Annotated in this window: 11 protein-coding genes and 1 pseudogene; 5 read left to right on the top strand and 7 right to left on the bottom strand. The window is 43.0% G+C overall.

The annotated features are described in order from the left end of the window. Nucleotides 1–65 precede the first annotated feature (65 nt). On the top strand, nt 66–392 hold the full coding sequence (locus PBAT_RS15510) for an IS3 family transposase (RefSeq protein WP_084403130.1): 327 nt from the start codon (nt 66–68) through the stop codon (nt 390–392). Between the two features lie 186 nt (nt 393–578). On the opposite strand, the gene PBAT_RS15505 is transcribed toward PBAT_RS15510, so the two are convergent. The 3 genes from PBAT_RS15505 to lpdA form a co-directional block, all read right to left on the bottom strand. Then, nucleotides 579–1751, bottom strand: coding sequence for an ABC transporter permease (locus tag PBAT_RS15505; RefSeq protein WP_068650873.1), 1173 nt, complete (start codon nt 1749–1751; stop codon nt 579–581). After that, on the bottom strand, nt 1735–2133 hold the full coding sequence (locus PBAT_RS15500) for an HlyD family secretion protein (protein ID WP_068650872.1): 399 nt from the start codon (nt 2131–2133) through the stop codon (nt 1735–1737). Before PBAT_RS15500 ends, PBAT_RS15505 begins: the two co-directional genes overlap by 17 nt. A gap of 240 nt (nt 2134–2373) precedes the next feature. Further along, nucleotides 2374–3771 (bottom strand): dihydrolipoyl dehydrogenase, encoded by a 1398-nt coding sequence (gene lpdA, locus PBAT_RS15495; protein WP_068650871.1) that lies wholly within the window; start codon nt 3769–3771, stop codon nt 2374–2376. A gap of 192 nt (nt 3772–3963) precedes the next feature. Between lpdA and PBAT_RS15490 the strand changes: the two genes are divergently transcribed. Continuing rightward, on the top strand, nt 3964–4536 hold the full coding sequence (locus PBAT_RS15490) for a TetR/AcrR family transcriptional regulator (protein ID WP_068650892.1): 573 nt from the start codon (nt 3964–3966) through the stop codon (nt 4534–4536). A gap of 115 nt (nt 4537–4651) precedes the next feature. Next, nucleotides 4652–5638 carry a DUF4003 family protein gene (locus tag PBAT_RS15485; RefSeq protein ID WP_068650870.1) on the top strand — a complete coding sequence of 329 codons (987 nt, stop codon included), beginning with the start codon at nt 4652–4654 and terminating at the stop codon, nt 5636–5638. Between the two features lie 53 nt (nt 5639–5691). Here PBAT_RS15485 and PBAT_RS26395 read toward each other — a convergent pair. The 3 genes and pseudogenes from PBAT_RS26395 to yaaA form a co-directional block, all read right to left on the bottom strand. Beyond that, nucleotides 5692–5778, bottom strand: a pseudogene (locus PBAT_RS26395) (hypothetical protein); the annotation flags it as partial. Nucleotides 5779–5804: 26 nt separating this feature from the next. Next, nucleotides 5805–9170, bottom strand: coding sequence for a HEAT repeat domain-containing protein (locus PBAT_RS15480; protein WP_068650869.1), 3366 nt, complete (start codon nt 9168–9170; stop codon nt 5805–5807). Nucleotides 9171–9334: 164 nt separating this feature from the next. Then, nucleotides 9335–10096 carry a peroxide stress protein YaaA gene (gene yaaA / locus PBAT_RS15475; RefSeq protein ID WP_068650868.1) on the bottom strand — a complete coding sequence of 254 codons (762 nt, stop codon included), beginning with the start codon at nt 10094–10096 and terminating at the stop codon, nt 9335–9337. A 259-nt stretch (nt 10097–10355) separates the two neighbouring features. Here yaaA and guaD point away from each other — a divergent pair, with 259 nt between their 5' ends. Next, entirely contained in the window at nt 10356–11720 is a 1365-nt protein-coding gene (guaD, locus tag PBAT_RS15470) for a guanine deaminase (protein ID WP_068650867.1), read from the top strand. A gap of 39 nt (nt 11721–11759) precedes the next feature. Continuing rightward, nucleotides 11760–13112 carry a uracil-xanthine permease family protein gene (locus PBAT_RS15465; RefSeq protein WP_068650866.1) on the top strand — a complete coding sequence of 451 codons (1353 nt, stop codon included), beginning with the start codon at nt 11760–11762 and terminating at the stop codon, nt 13110–13112. A 153-nt stretch (nt 13113–13265) separates the two neighbouring features. Here the strand turns inward: PBAT_RS15465 and PBAT_RS15460 are convergent, their stop codons facing one another. Further along, on the bottom strand, nt 13266–14765 hold the full coding sequence (locus PBAT_RS15460) for a glycoside hydrolase family 32 protein (protein WP_084403140.1): 1500 nt from the start codon (nt 14763–14765) through the stop codon (nt 13266–13268). Between the last annotated feature and the right edge of the window lie 58 nt (nt 14766–14823).

Below are 14823 nucleotides of genomic sequence, written 5' to 3'. Positions count from 1 at the left end.
AACGAGATTGTCGCTTGGTTGTCCAAGCGTAACGATGTCCAACTCGGGCTTGATACCGTCAAGCAATGGACAAGAAAAAGAGACATGTATTGGAAGCCGTGCTCCATTCGGATCAAGGCTTCCAATACATGTCTCAGGCATACAACACACGATTAGAGGCATTCGGCGTTAAAGGCAGCCACTCTCGCAAAGCAACGTGCCTCGATAATGCATGCATCGAATTCTTCTTTTCGCATCTCAAGACATTGAAGCTGTACCTCAATCAGCGTAATTCAGGAACGGAAATTCAGCAAGCTGTAGAAGAATATATTTACTACTACAACTACCACCGTTTTCAAGCCAAATTGAAAGAGCGCGCACCGATAGAATATCAATCCGCGCTGGTAGCTTAGCTTTTTTCATCTGTCTTCTTGATAGGGGTATGACCACCTTGTTGAAACATTTACCTTTCAATGTCCCTCGCGATATATTACTACCACACACTCCACATGTGTGGAATGCTCATTATTAATAAAAAGGAAAGGAGCGACTATGGTCTAGATTACTCAACCGTTGGCTGTGCAAGGTTCCATATTTAATTAACTGCTACTCGGAAGAACGTCCGAATTCACAAGCGATTCCCGACTGGAATAAGCTTTCCCTGCTTCCCGTAGTACCAGTAATCCAATGAATAAGGACATAACACCAATAATGATCAGCAGCGCCCCTAACTCCTGACTATAGGCTGTTAGCACCCCATCCCTTAAAGCCATCCCGCGTATTAGTCGATTAAGCCAGTTCAATGGTAATACCCATGCAGAAATTTGAAAGGGCTCTGGTAACGCAAGTGGCGTCAACTGAATTCCAGTAGCAAGAAACGATGGATAGACTATGAAATTAGTTCGTGAATTGACTTTGGACAAGTCTTTGGCGGAGTAACCAATTAACAGACCCATAAGTGACAAGGCCAAGGCATAAACAAGTAGTGGAATAATAAAAAGATAAGGCTCCGCTTCAAACCGCATCCCCCCCACCTGCTTCAATAATCCATAGCATAAGAGCAGTGAAATAGAACTCATGACAGCGTAAGGTACACTACGAATCCAAATATGATAAGGTGACTTTCCGTTTGCAAAGAGCTTCCCTTCGTGACGCAGACGAGGTACAATCGCACCCGCTGCGCTTGTTGTAATCATCAATACCACAATATTCACAAATCCAAGAACCATAAAGCCCACATAACTTGAGGTCGGATTAAACAACATCCGTTGCTGAAGTGACAAGGGAGATGCAAGCCCTTTAGAAGTTTGTCCATCCATCCCTTTTTGGATCAGACGGGTCATAGAAAGTGTCATATTTTCGGTTTGAATGACTTCCTGAATCGCGGTCCGTATGCCAGTAAGCCCTGAGGGCATCGTATTATCCATTAAGATGCCGATATTCGCAGATATCTCCTGCTGCTGAAGCAGCTCCAACTGTTTGGGAAGCATGATGACGGCTACAGCCTGCTCATTAGCCAATAATATTTCTGGGTTCAATCGGCTCGCGTATACATTGGTGACGTTCATGTATGGGGAAGCATTGATCTGTGTGATCAGGTGCCGTGAGTACGAGCTATGATCCTCATCAATAACAACAACAGGCGATTCACTAATTTGATTCTGTGAAAACATGAGTCCAAAAAATAGTGCCGCGACAAGCGGGCCTATAAAAATTAGGCGAGAATACGTACTGCGCGATACGTACTCCCACTCGTCAATCAGTGATTTCATCAAGTTTCACCTCCGCTGTCATACCCGGAAGTAGATCAGCAGCATTCGAATCCATAGATATGCGTACAAGAAACATACTTAAATCTGCTTGCCCTTTTTCTCGTGACATGCGCAAGCTTGCAAATTGAGGAGCAGCTGAGATCGAAGTAACAACACCAGTCACCTCTGCTTGTTTATCCAAATATGGAAAATGAACTCCAATGTTTTGGTTAACCTCAAGCTTTTGGATTTCAGTTTCCTGTATGTAGAGGTCTGTATAATAGTTGTTTTTTTGCAGAACCGCCATCGGCGCTCCTTCCTGTACTTGATCACCTTGCTTAACAACAATCCTGTTGATCAATTCGTCATATGGCGCGAGTATATCTACTTCTCTCCCTTCCACTGATTTAACCTTAAATAGTACCTCTCCTGTTATTCTTAGAATCGCTTAGAGCCACGCCGACCTCTACAATCGAACCTGGACTCTCTGATACACTATTGTCATTTGTTCTGCCTCAAGCACACCTTATTTCCTGCTCTCAGCCTGACTGACAGCATCCTTACCTTTAACTGTAAGAAGCGAACCTCCAACAATAAGCGCTATCGCAATCCCGATATAAAAACCTACTTTTATCTTCATCATTCACTTTCTACCATTCCTATTCAGCATCATTTTTCTGACCGCATTGTCGGCAGCCTCCATAATGACTTCTCCCAATGTGGGATGGGGGTGAATCGTCATAGCCAAGTCCTCCACAGTTGCTCCCATCTCGATAGCAAGTCCAAGCTCCGATATGAGTGTTGATGCCTCCATACCAACAATTTGTGCACCTATCACGATGCCTGAAGTCGGGTTCGCCACAATTTTGATAAATCCTTCGGTTTCCCTCAATGCCAATGCTCTTCCGTTAATCCCAAAAGAGGCTTTGCCAATAATACACGGGATGGCTCTTGCCTTTGCTTCACTTTCACTTAAGCCTACGCTTGCAAGCTCCGGATTAGAAAAGACGACGAGCGGAATGGCTTTATAATCAACAACGGAGGTATGGCCTGCAATGGCTTCTGCGGCAATCTTAGCTTCATAGGACGCTTTATGAGCAAGTGTAGGACCAGCCGTAATATCTCCAATTGCAAAAATATGCGGGATAGCGGTTCTGCATTGTTCATCCGTCACGATTAATCCTCTACTCGTCACCGACAAGCCTATGCGCTCAAGCCCTAACTTGCCGTCTGTATTTGGTTTTCTGCCGATCGTGACTAATGCATATTCTGCTGTAACATGATGTTGCTCCTGATGATGTGAATAATGTAGTGTCATTGAATCTGCATTCTGCACCACTTTCTCAGCTGTCGCCCCAGTTATCATGTGAATACCATCGGCCTTCATTTGCCGGATCACAGGGCCCACAAGGTCTGACTCGAATCCCGGTAGCACTTGTTCTCCACCCTCAAGAATCGTTACCTTTGTTCCAAATTTGGCATACATTTGCCCCAGTTCGACACCAATATATCCACCGCCAATAACGATCAGGCTGGTCGGAACCTCTGGGAGCGACAGAGCTTCTGTGGAAGACAGCATGCGCCCTCCAACCGGAAATGCATGCAGCTCAATCGGACGAGATCCTGTTGCCAATATGGCGTACTTAAATGAAATGGTCTGCTCCGCTCCAGATTGATTGATAATAGCCGTATGTTCATCAATAAAACTCGCCTCTCCTTCCAGCATGCTCACACCAGCAGACTTTAATAAATAACTCACTCCACCTGCCTGCTTATTCACAATGCCCTGCTTGAAATCCTGAGCAATCTTAAATGACGCTGCTGCATCTCCATTATTGAACTGTCTGAGCACATCATAGCGATGCGATTCTGCAATTAATGCTTTGGATGGAATGCAACCTACATGCGTACAGACTCCGCCAATCTGATTACGTTCGACAATAGCCGTTTTCATACCAAGCTGTGAAGAGCGTAGCGCCGCCACATAACCTCCCGGACCTGACCCAATGACCAACGTTTCTACGGACTCAAACTTATTCATATTCTGATACCTCCTGTTGAAGTTTTATAATATGATGATCGTAATATATTATAACCATCATATTTAAAATGCGTCAACAACCATAATCCCCATTTCTTGAGCTAATAGCTACGGAACCATTAAATTGACAGGCTTTATTATGACGACTATAATATTTTGGGAGTAGAATTATAAAGCTGTGGAGTGATTACCATACCGTATCCTAAAGGACATAAGATAAAAGTAAGGAATAAGATTGTTGAAAGTGCAGCCCAGGCTTTTCGCACTAATGGAATCCAAGATGTAAGTGTTCCATTCATTATGAAGGGGGCCGGTTTGACTCATGGAGGGTTTTATTCACACTTTAATAATAAAGAACAGCTCGTCGCAGAAGCCTGCCGGTATGCCATCAGCGATACCATCGCACTTCTACAGAAAGTCGCTGATGAAGAGAATCATCCCCCCCCAATCCATACTGTCATTGATTATTATTTAAGTCCTTATCATCGCGACAACACGGAGATGGGATGCATTCTCCCTGCACTTTCTGGCGAAATATCCCGTTCTTCAGAAGAGGTTCGGCAGGTTTACACCCATGAACTGGAGAGAATGATAGCTTTTATCTCCAATCTGGCGGAAATAGACGCATCCAAAGGTAGCGCATTGTTCAGTACCATGGTCGGATCTCTTACTCTTGCAAGGTCTGTTAATGATCCTGAACTAAGCGCAACCCTTCTCTCTTCTGGTAAGCAGTATGCCAAAGAGCTTGTTAAGACCCTAACCTAAGGCTGTTTGATCCATAATATCCAGCTAACAAACACAACAGCACGCCAACAAATGAATCTTCATCAGAGGATCTCCGTATTAATATAAATCAAAAAATATATATGAGAGGTGTCCAATGAACGAGCAGTATGCAGCAAGAATTGAATTGTTCGCAGAGAACGCGCAGAGAATCAAAAAAGCGTTTCCCTGGCAAAATGTAATGGTCAACCGTTTGGCGGCATTACTGTACACGGCAGAGAACAAAATAGCAGATGAAGAGGCGATTCGCGCGAGCCGCGAGCTCATTAAGGAAAACACTGGAATCTTCTCTTTGTTTAGGGGTAACTCGGTAGTTATCATCGCCACCCTCCTCTCTCTCTCTGCTGACAAGGAAACACAGCTTGCAAATACGCTGATCGTGTATGACATTTTGAAGGATACCAAATTCAGAGCTTCTGATTACCTCGTCGTTGCCGCCTATCAGATCGCCGCTCATTCGACAACAGATCGATATCAGCTTACGGTAGAACGCGCAAAGATGTTTTACGACAGTATGAAAGCGAATCACCGTTTCCTTACTGGACATGATGATTATATCTTCTCTGCTATGCTCGGCCTTTCCGATATCGACGTTGAAAGTGGCTCGGACCGGATGGAGCAGCTTTATACTGCGCTAAAGCCCGAATTTATGTCGGGGAACAGCGTGCAAGCTCTGACACAGGTGCTGGTTCTCGGTGATGAAGCACCTGAGGCAGTGTCTCGTGTACTGGCATTACGGGATGTCTTCCGTACACAGGGCATCCGGTTGGATAAGGAATATACCCTTACTTCACTAGGCGTGCTATCTTTGCTTCCCTCCAACAAAGAGAACATGGTTACGGAAGTCTCGGAGACATACGAACTTTTACGCACCAAAAAGGGCTTCGGCAATTGGTCCATTACAAAGCAGGAATTGCTGCTGCTATCGACTGCACTGGTAGCCTTCAAATATGTGGATGATGTGCGAAACGGTATTTTAACCACGATGCTCTCCACCAGTATTACGAATATTGTAATTGCGCAGCAGACCGCCATTGCTGTAGCTACGGCTGCTTCAGCTACAGCTGCATCCTCCTCTTCGTAAAACAACCTTTTCAAAGCAAAAACCCTTCCAAATAATTGGGAAGGGTTTTTACTTATCCGCTCAGAGGCATTGATATTGGTCAAATTGTAGAGGACGACAAAAGCCAGAGCGGCCGCCGACACAATAAGCACTAAGGTCACCGACTCTTATCTGTATTCGCCACACACTAATCTATCGCCGTCCAAATATTTAGCGCTAGTGAGCGAACCGTAATGTTCGTGTGATTTCTGTACAACCTCAAATGCTCTGCAGGCTCTGCACTCCATAATAGAGCACTTCCGGCAACTTCAAGCAACGAAAGTCCAATATACTGAGATTCGTAGCTACCTTCTGACTCTAGCGCATCTACGATTTCCAATAAAGTCTCCGGACTCCAGTATCCTGTGCTTTCTTTTAAATTATGCGCGATCTGCTTATAGGCATCGCTTAACAGCTGTGGCTGATTTGAAATACAGCTAACCATCCGATTCAAATAAGAGGAGGATTCCTCCACGTTATTCCAGTCTATTGCTGCTATATACAATTTCATCACAACTTGCTGTAAAGTCTCATCAAATATCAGACAGTCAATCAGGCCCATATACAAAGGTATAAGGTTCATCCGTGTAATTTTTGGCAAAGATATCAGCTGTTTAATCAATTTCAAGAGACGCTGCCGATGAGGCAAATCTCTTCTGGTATTTGCATTCCATTCATCGCTTATTGCCGCACTAGCCAGTGTCTGACAAACACCGATTACAACCTCATTGACCTTACCATCGCGGCATGTTTCTATTAGCGTGTTCATGGCAAATTCCCATCTGGTGCTGTCTTCCAAATTCGTAATAGCCAAAGCGGTGGTAGCTGCAACTACTCCTTCATTTACATTTGTCCACTGCATCATAGAACTGAAAGCATTTCTGCCAACAAACGCAACCGGATGACTTGCAATTTCAATGAGTAATCCTAAATAGCGCGGTCTATAGTCTAGTGGAAGACCATTTGGCTGTTGAAATAATAAACTTCTTGCGATATCACTTTCTGATGAAGAGGCCATTGCACTTAGAAGATCCCAAGCGCGTTCATCATCTAAAAGCTGTTTCGCAGCATGCCCTATAGCAATGATTACATCCTTGTGTACATTTGGTTTCTCGAACTCTTTCATCAATAGCGGAATGCTGTCACCACTTCTATATGCTCCCAATAACCGGATGGCCTCTTTTCTTACAGTGATTTTCAGCTTGTCCCGATATAGCAGCTCTTTAAGCATAGAAGCCAGTAACACCGGATTCACTCTGCGGATGCATCTGGGTATCGAGTACATGGCTACACGGGCCCGGTCCCCATCCAGATTCTCCAGAAGAACGGCAAGTGCCTTCTCCGGTTCTTCCATGAGTGAAAGTGCATGAAGTGCAGCTTCTACTACAGTTACTTCATCATCCTGTACAAGCTCAAGTAACCTATCCGGCCCAAGATCAGGCATACTTGCCATGATCTTAATAACTCTTGAACGCTCCGAAAGACTGCGCTTGGCATCGAATGCAATTTTTTCTAATAAGGAACTTAATGCTTGTTGCTGACGCGGCAACCACCTATAGAATCCATCCGCAGCCGGCACAGGATAGATCGTTTTACCCGATAGGAACTTGCCCTTAATAACTCCCCCCGAAATAAAGGGATCGAGCCATTCTTGACGCTTCAGATGCAGATGCCGGAAGACTTCAAATATCGTAATATACGATTTATCCAAAGCCAGTAATTCTTTAACTCTTTCATCACGCTTTGTATGAGGTGCAAGCCAGTGTCTGGCCGCTTGTATGGCTGTAGAATCTGCTTTTGCTCTCATTGCTTCCTTTAACAGATTCTGAAGTTTTACGATGCCGTAACCTCTTTTACCGAATGAGCTAGCCAGGCTAATCACCAGATTGTAGTCTTCTCTTTTGCTGGCCTGTACAGCTAATGTATAAATTTCGTCGAAGATAATCTCTTCTACTCCCTGTGGTAAATTCTTCTCCAAGGATGGAAGTGAAAGCTGTCCGTTCTGCTTGGCTAGTTTCCGGATTGTATTTAAAGAGAACTTGAACAGCTCACTGTGAGGATGCAATGCGTTATGCCGCAGAATAACAAATGCCAATTGTTGAACGGAAAACTTCGTACCATATGAAGTATCTCTGGCATCTATAATACTATCAACAAGCAAAGTAAGTTCTTGTACATGGGCATCCGTGAACACAGATGCAGGGCTGTCCGAAAGCTCTTTAAGTACTGCGCCCCGAACAGGATCCTGATCATTTCTAATCCGGCCCAAGTACACCAAAGTCTCATTCATACCCTGTCTAGACAGAACCGTACTTCTGATCAACTGCATAAGCGCCGTGGCGCGTTCGTCTGCACTGGATACCTTTGTTGCTTGTTCAAGCCCCGCTCTTGAATGAAGAATAGAACGGCAAGCCGTAATTCTAATTGCTCTATCCCGGTCATCATTGATTTCACGAAGGCCAATCATCCGGGCGGCTTCCTTGTCACGCAAGGCATGCGGTAATACATACAGTAATCTTTCCGGAAAAATGCGTTCTTTGCGTTTATCTTCTTCATATACAGCATCAAAAATTACTTTGCGGTTGGAAGGTGCAATATTACGAAGCAGCTTCGCTATATGCATAGGGTGATCTGCGAGTAATTTCGCTATCTCAATCCATTGGTCAATGGATAAATATTTTTTTCTTTTTAGAACACCTTCAGGAACACCATAAGAAATCAGATCGTTCCTAGACTCCGTTCGTATCAGCAGCTGATACACCTCATTAGAATTTTGACGTAACATTGGGCCAAGTTGTACTTTTAATGCAGGATTTATGATACCCATAGGTCCATGATTCATCGCGCACTTAAGCACCAGATCCGCCTTCAGTTTGCATAGGATCTCCATAGATGATGAGAACCTCCACCAGACATATCCCTTTTCCCTGAATGGTGTGCTTTCTAGCGTTGTTTCAAAGTATTCCGCTACGACGTCAAGATGCCTGCTGGATAATTTCTTCCATTCTTTTATGGCATATCCGATATCAGTAAGCCATTTACTCACTGTTGCCGTATAACAGGCCTGCAGTACAATAGCTGCCTCCTCCGCTCCCCATCGGGCGTACACCACAGGCAATAAGCGTTCCGCCAATTCCTGACGGTTAATCTGTGAAATACTGTGCAGCAGCTTGCGACGGCAATCATGTGATAAATGGGGAAGCTCACGTTCAATATCAGCATCTAGAGCAACCTTTGCCAAAAGACCCGCAGCCGTATTTCTAATACTTGCCATGGGATGCTGCAGTGCTGACAGAACAATAGCGGCATCCTGTGTTGCAATAGCACCGATTAATGCAAGACGTGCTTCATAAACACCATCCTCCAGCAATGAGGCTAGTAATTGGGAGTACTGGGCAGATCCAAGATGATCACGGCCTAATATCGCTACTTTTTTAATTCTGTCGGTATAACCTAGTGAATCCAATTCTTTAAGTAAGCTCTGTTTGTCCAATAGATCTCTTTTAACAATCATAAGTCCTCCTCTTTCACCTGTTCTTATTCCATCCAAACTCTATTCTCTATACCGCAATCTATCCCCTTTATAATTCTAGAATTTCACATCTGGTTTCGTTGACCAAAAAAAAGGGTAACCCTGAAGTTGGTTGTTCAACCGCCTTCAGGATTACCCATAATGTACTACTTACTCAATTCATTCTTTTTTTGTATAAACACATACGTACTCTCATCCGACAGCTCATCAGCAAAGCTGAAATCAAACCCGTCGAAGCCTTTGATATCCTCTACACAGCTGATTTGCCGCTCGGCCATGAAGCGTACCATTTCACCTCTGGCCATCTTGACCAGGGTCGCTCTTTCAACCACCTTACCACCGATTTCCTGTCCGAATACACAGCTAATCATTCGAACGTTTCCGCCAACATACGGGGAGATGCACTTGCTGTATTCCTTGGAGGCCAGATTCAGAATGATGTCACTCTCCGACAATAGCTGATCCGCAAGCTTCCTGTTCCAGAACTCGTAGATAGAGCTGAAACCATGTCCGGGAAGCTTAGCCTGCATCTCCAGCCTGTAAGGAACAACGCCGTCAAATGGCCGGACGATTCCATAGAACCCAGACAATATCCGTAAATGCTGCTGAAGATATTCCAGCTCCTCCGTTTGAAGTACCCCAGGTGCCATGTACTGGTACTGTATACCCTCATAAGAAAAGATAGCCGGTGTAAGATTCCGTGTTACATCCATATCCCGAATCCGCTCCACATTCAGCGTGGCAATGGCATCATTGCATTTCCATAGAGATTTGGCTTCTTCATAATTCAACTTTCGTAATAAGGCCAGAAGAATCTGGGACTCGCTTATGAATTGCGGCATCTGGCGGCAATCCAAGAAATCCGTGTCCCTCTTCATCTTCTTGGCAGGCGAAATAATAATTCTCATGATGCTCCCTTTTTTTACCCCCGTGGGGAATTTAAATGTAACCTTATCCTATCACACTTCATCTTTGTGGGCTTGGGGTAAATTATGTACGGGAATACGTATGTATTATTCAATTCTATGCTCTATAGATTGAACTAAAGTTTGTGATCACCATAGTTACAACACCACCGATAAATTCGTCTTTTCACTATGGACTTATCATTTTTTTCGATTTATAATAACAAATGCAACTCAAAAAACGAACATTAGGGCGGTAAATATGAATCAATATATGCATTTATTTCAAGGAACTGCTTTTTCCAGTAAATCTCCCAAAGAAATTCAAATATTAAAAGACTATCTGTTCTGCATCAATACGGATGGAATGATTGAAAAAATCATTGCACCAGAAGATGCTGACTATCAACCTTTGCTAGATACGTATCAAGGCACTAACAACTTCCATCAATTAGCGGAAGGACAGTATTTCTTGCCTGGTTTTGTCGATTTGCATGTTCACGCACCGCAATGGGCCCAATCTGGAACAGCATTAGATATCCCACTCTATGATTGGTTAAATACATATACCTTCCCACTGGAGTCTAAATTCTCAGATCTAGATTTTGCAAAAAAAGTCTACGATGATGTGGTAAGCACTTTACTCGCAAACGGAACAACGACAGCACTGTATTTTGCAACGGTGCATAAAGAAGCCAGTTTATTGTTAGCTGAGATATGTGCTACTAAGGGGCAACGTGGACTCGTTGGGAAAGTTGTGATGGACGATCCTGAGCAAAATCCAGAAAACTATCGCGATGCCGACACACCTACGGCACTAGCGGATACGGAAGAATTTATTATCGCTGTACAAGAATTAGCCAAGTCCACGAAACAAGGCGTTTATCCCGTAGTGACACCGAGATTCATTCCAAGCTGTACAGATGAGGGATTACAAGGATTAGGGGCGCTCGCAGCTAAATACGATACGTATGTTCAATCCCACTGTAGTGAAAGTGATTGGGCGCACGGATACGTTCAAGATCGATACAATAAGAATGATGCCTTTGCCTTGCATGATTTTGGTCTATTGCGTGATAAATCTGTCATGGCACATTCTAATTTCCTAGATGATCAAGATGTCGATTTATTTGCTCAGACAGGAACGGCTATCGCTCATTGTCCAATATCGAACGCGTATTTCGCCAACAGTGTCATCCCAGTCGCTCATTTCCAATCCAAAGGTGTCGAGATTGGTTTAGGATCTGATATATCTGGAGGGTTCTCCCCTAGTCTATTCGATAATATAAGACAAGCTGTCATGTCTTCAAGAATGCTAGAGGATGGTGTTAATCCCTCCCTTTCTGCCCAAGATCGTGGCGTACCAGGATCACGGATTACAATACATGAAGCATTCTATCTTGCTACTGCTGGCGGAGGGGAAAGTCTAAGCTTACCCATCGGTCGCATTCAAGAAAACTATGTATGGGATGTACAAATTATTGATACGAAATGTCCATCTGCCAAATTGCCGATATTCAATGATAATGAAGATTTAGATGATGTTTTCCAAAAAATGATGTATCTTGTTCGACCTGAAAATATACGTGAAGTCTGGGTACAAGGTGATAAAGTTCATTCACGTTAAGAAAATAAATAAAATAGAAACTACGAGGTGTAGAGCTGGGTGAAAACACAAGCAGATAAGCAAGAAAACACTCAAATGAAATCACAACATTTAACAGTCTTACCCGATGATAAACTTTCATTCGGTAAATCGGCCATCCTAGGTTTACAGCATGTATTAGCAATGGACGTTTATGTCGTTCCTTTCCTTATTGCGATGTTAATCGGTTTACAACCCAATCAGTCAAGTGCATTGATTCAATCTACTTTTATTGCAGCTGGACTTGCAACGATTGTGCAAACTTATTTCTGTATGAAACTTCCTATGGCCCAAGGTCCTTCTTATGTTCCGCTTGGGGCGATCATTAGTATTTATGCCACAAGTGGTGGCGGAGAATTAGGTTGGAGTTCCGTGTTAGGTGCCAGCTTAATTGGTGCAATCTTAGTTATCATTTTGGGCTATACCGGCATTTTCAATAAAATTGTTAAATCGTTTATTCCTCCAATTGTAGGCGGTACGATCATATTCATTGTAGGACTTTCTTTATTGCCTGTTGCCATTAGAGATAATATTTATGGCGCTACTGATGCTACAATTAATCAAAATGTATTATTAGCCCTTATTTCAGGTGCTGTGCTTATTCTATTCGTAATCCTAGGTTCGTTGCTTGGTAATAAAGGATCCCTATTCCGAACGACTTCCGTCATGATCGCGTTAATTGTTGGATGTATTACTGCCAATTTTATGGGCGTCTTAGATTTCTCTGCTATTGGAAACGCCAAGTGGTTTAGTATGCCGCGGGTACCTTTTAAAGATTTCGGATTTTCTTTCGACTTTTCTGCTATTATCACCATGGTCATTATTTATCTTGTTCTGCTCGCTGAAACAACAGGTACATGGTTTGCTATCAGCAACGTGATCGATAAACCGTTAACCGATAAGAACATTAACCGAGGTGTGATTGGAGAAGGAATTAGCTGTCTTATTGCTTCTTTACTTGGATCAACACCTGTTACAGGCTATTCTACCAATGCAGGTATTATCTCCATTACAGGTGTTGCGAGCCGCCGAGTCTTTCTCGCTGTAGGAGGATGGTTCGTCATCTTTGGTTGTTCAAGTAAATTAGCGGCATTAATATCTTCTATTCCAACAGCTGTCATCGGAGGCGTATTCGCCATCGTCTGTGGCATCATATCGATTAACGGTATACAAGTCATGAAGAACGAAACCATTGGTGAAAAACAAATGTATATTATTGCAATACCGATGATCATAACGTTAGCTCTAGTGCTGATTCCTAAGGACTTCTTATATACTTTGCCTACTTTCGCGCAATATTTATTGGGCTCACCTCTTTTAGCAGCTTCCATGGCAGCCATAGTGTTGAATAAAATATTGCCGAGTGCAAAGTAAACTGTAGCGCTAAGCCATTACATTCGTGGGGATCACTTCCCCTTAAATGAGTGACAATCAATCTAAATGGGGCTGACCCAAAAGGATACAATTAATGTATCCTTTTGGGTCAGCCCCTTAGTGTAGGTATTGTGCGAGAAAAGGAATGCTAATCTACACTTTGTTGAAGTGCTTAATTACAACATTGGTAAAGATCGCGGTACCACCTTCAGTAAATAGGGTAATTCCTTTATCGTTCATTTCCGGGAAAATCTCATTAGAAATAACGACTTTACCATCATCTATAAAAACTTCAATGCTGGTCTTATCAACAAGGATCTTTAAATGAACCTTCTTCTTTTTCACATCAAATGGTGCTTTGCTTTCAAGATATCTCTTACTCTTGTCGGGCTGTCCTATAGAAGCTCTATTAACATATGCATATTGGCCTTCTACATAAATACCGACATCTACATGGCGGGTTGTATCCTTTGATTCTCGAAGCCTTAATCCTACATTCTTGATGTCTGACCAAGATATATCGGCCTCAAGCTGGTACGTATCGCCTGTCATATCAAGCGTTGTGGAGCCATTCACTTTTATTTGTTGAACGGAATTCTTAGAGCTTATCAATTTATTTAATGCCTCAATGGGTTGTGATACCAGACTATACGACTGATCCCCATCTTGTTTTAATTTAATTTGACGAACTATCGAATCTGTTCCATTAAATCCTTCTTTAAGTGTTGGCGTATTATGAGCATAATCCCAATTATTCATCCAGGCCAAAGCATAACGATGGTTGTATTTATCGCTGACTTCCCCATCTTCAAATGTTACAGCACCATACCAATCGAAGCCATAGTCTAACCAATGAGGTTCAATGTGATCGGGGGTAAATTCTTTTCCATTAAATTCTCCAGTCCAGTAGGCATAGGTGTTTGGCTTTCCTGTCGCTTTACCATTGGCGCTGGCACCAAGAACCCATTTCAATTTACCATCATCCGCTCGCAACAAATAAAGATCGGGACATTCCACAATTCCGATATTCACTGTATTGAAGCCACTTGTATAATGCCAATCTTTTAAATTATTAGACTCGTAAAAACCTATTTTCGTTCCTTCCGCAAGCGTCATCACCCATTTATGAGATTGATCATCCCAAATCACTTTCGGATCTCTAAAATCTTCTGTGCCTGGATTCGGCATAATCGGAGCGTCCGAATAAGATTTAAACGTCTTTCCTCTGTTCGTACTGTACCATAAATATTGTTCCTGCTTCCCTCCATCTGCAGACGGCTGTGTTAGAATCGCCACAATAGCCCCTTTACCAAAACCTGCCGTATTTGTATCGTCTACAACGACGGATCCCGACCATGGATCTCCATTTCGGTTCGTATATTTAGGAATGGCAACCCCTTCATCTGTCCAATGCACCAAATCTGTTGATGTTGCATGGCGCCATTCTGTACCGTTTCCTTTTGGATAATCACCATTATAAAGATAATAGTAATGATATTTCCCATCGAAATAAATTGGCTTCTGAGGGTCGTTTTTCCACTTATCGGGTGTGGTGAAATGATAGCTAGCCCGAGTAGTTGGTATAGGATGAGAGACGATTGTTTCCTCCTGCTTGTTCTTTCCTAAGTCATAAGCTACTAATCCTATCGTCATCACAACGCTTAAACAAAGGATGAATACACCGATTATTTTGATTACTCTATTATTTTTA

The organism is Paenibacillus antarcticus, from assembly GCF_001637225.1.
In the GTDB taxonomy this organism is placed as follows: Bacteria; Bacillota; Bacilli; order Paenibacillales; family Paenibacillaceae; genus Paenibacillus_AQ; species Paenibacillus_AQ antarcticus.
This window is presented reverse-complemented; position numbering and strand designations above follow the sequence as displayed.

Excerpts from the sequence above, each read along its gene's own strand:
- PBAT_RS15510 (WP_084403130.1), top strand. The coding sequence starts at position 66 with ATGGACAAGAAAAAGAGACATGTATTGGAAGCCGTGCTCCATTCGGAT.
- PBAT_RS15505 (WP_068650873.1), bottom strand. The coding sequence starts at position 1,751 with ATGAAATCACTGATTGACGAGTGGGAGTACGTATCGCGCAGTACGTAT.
- lpdA (WP_068650871.1), bottom strand. The coding sequence starts at position 3,771 with ATGAATAAGTTTGAGTCCGTAGAAACGTTGGTCATTGGGTCAGGTCCG.
- PBAT_RS15485 (WP_068650870.1), top strand. The coding sequence starts at position 4,652 with ATGAACGAGCAGTATGCAGCAAGAATTGAATTGTTCGCAGAGAACGCG.
- PBAT_RS15480 (WP_068650869.1), bottom strand. The coding sequence starts at position 9,170 with ATGATTGTTAAAAGAGATCTATTGGACAAACAGAGCTTACTTAAAGAA.
- yaaA (WP_068650868.1), bottom strand. The coding sequence starts at position 10,096 with ATGAGAATTATTATTTCGCCTGCCAAGAAGATGAAGAGGGACACGGAT.
- guaD (WP_068650867.1), top strand. The coding sequence starts at position 10,356 with ATGAATCAATATATGCATTTATTTCAAGGAACTGCTTTTTCCAGTAAA.
- PBAT_RS15460 (WP_084403140.1), bottom strand. The coding sequence starts at position 14,765 with ATGACGATAGGATTAGTAGCTTATGACTTAGGAAAGAACAAGCAGGAG.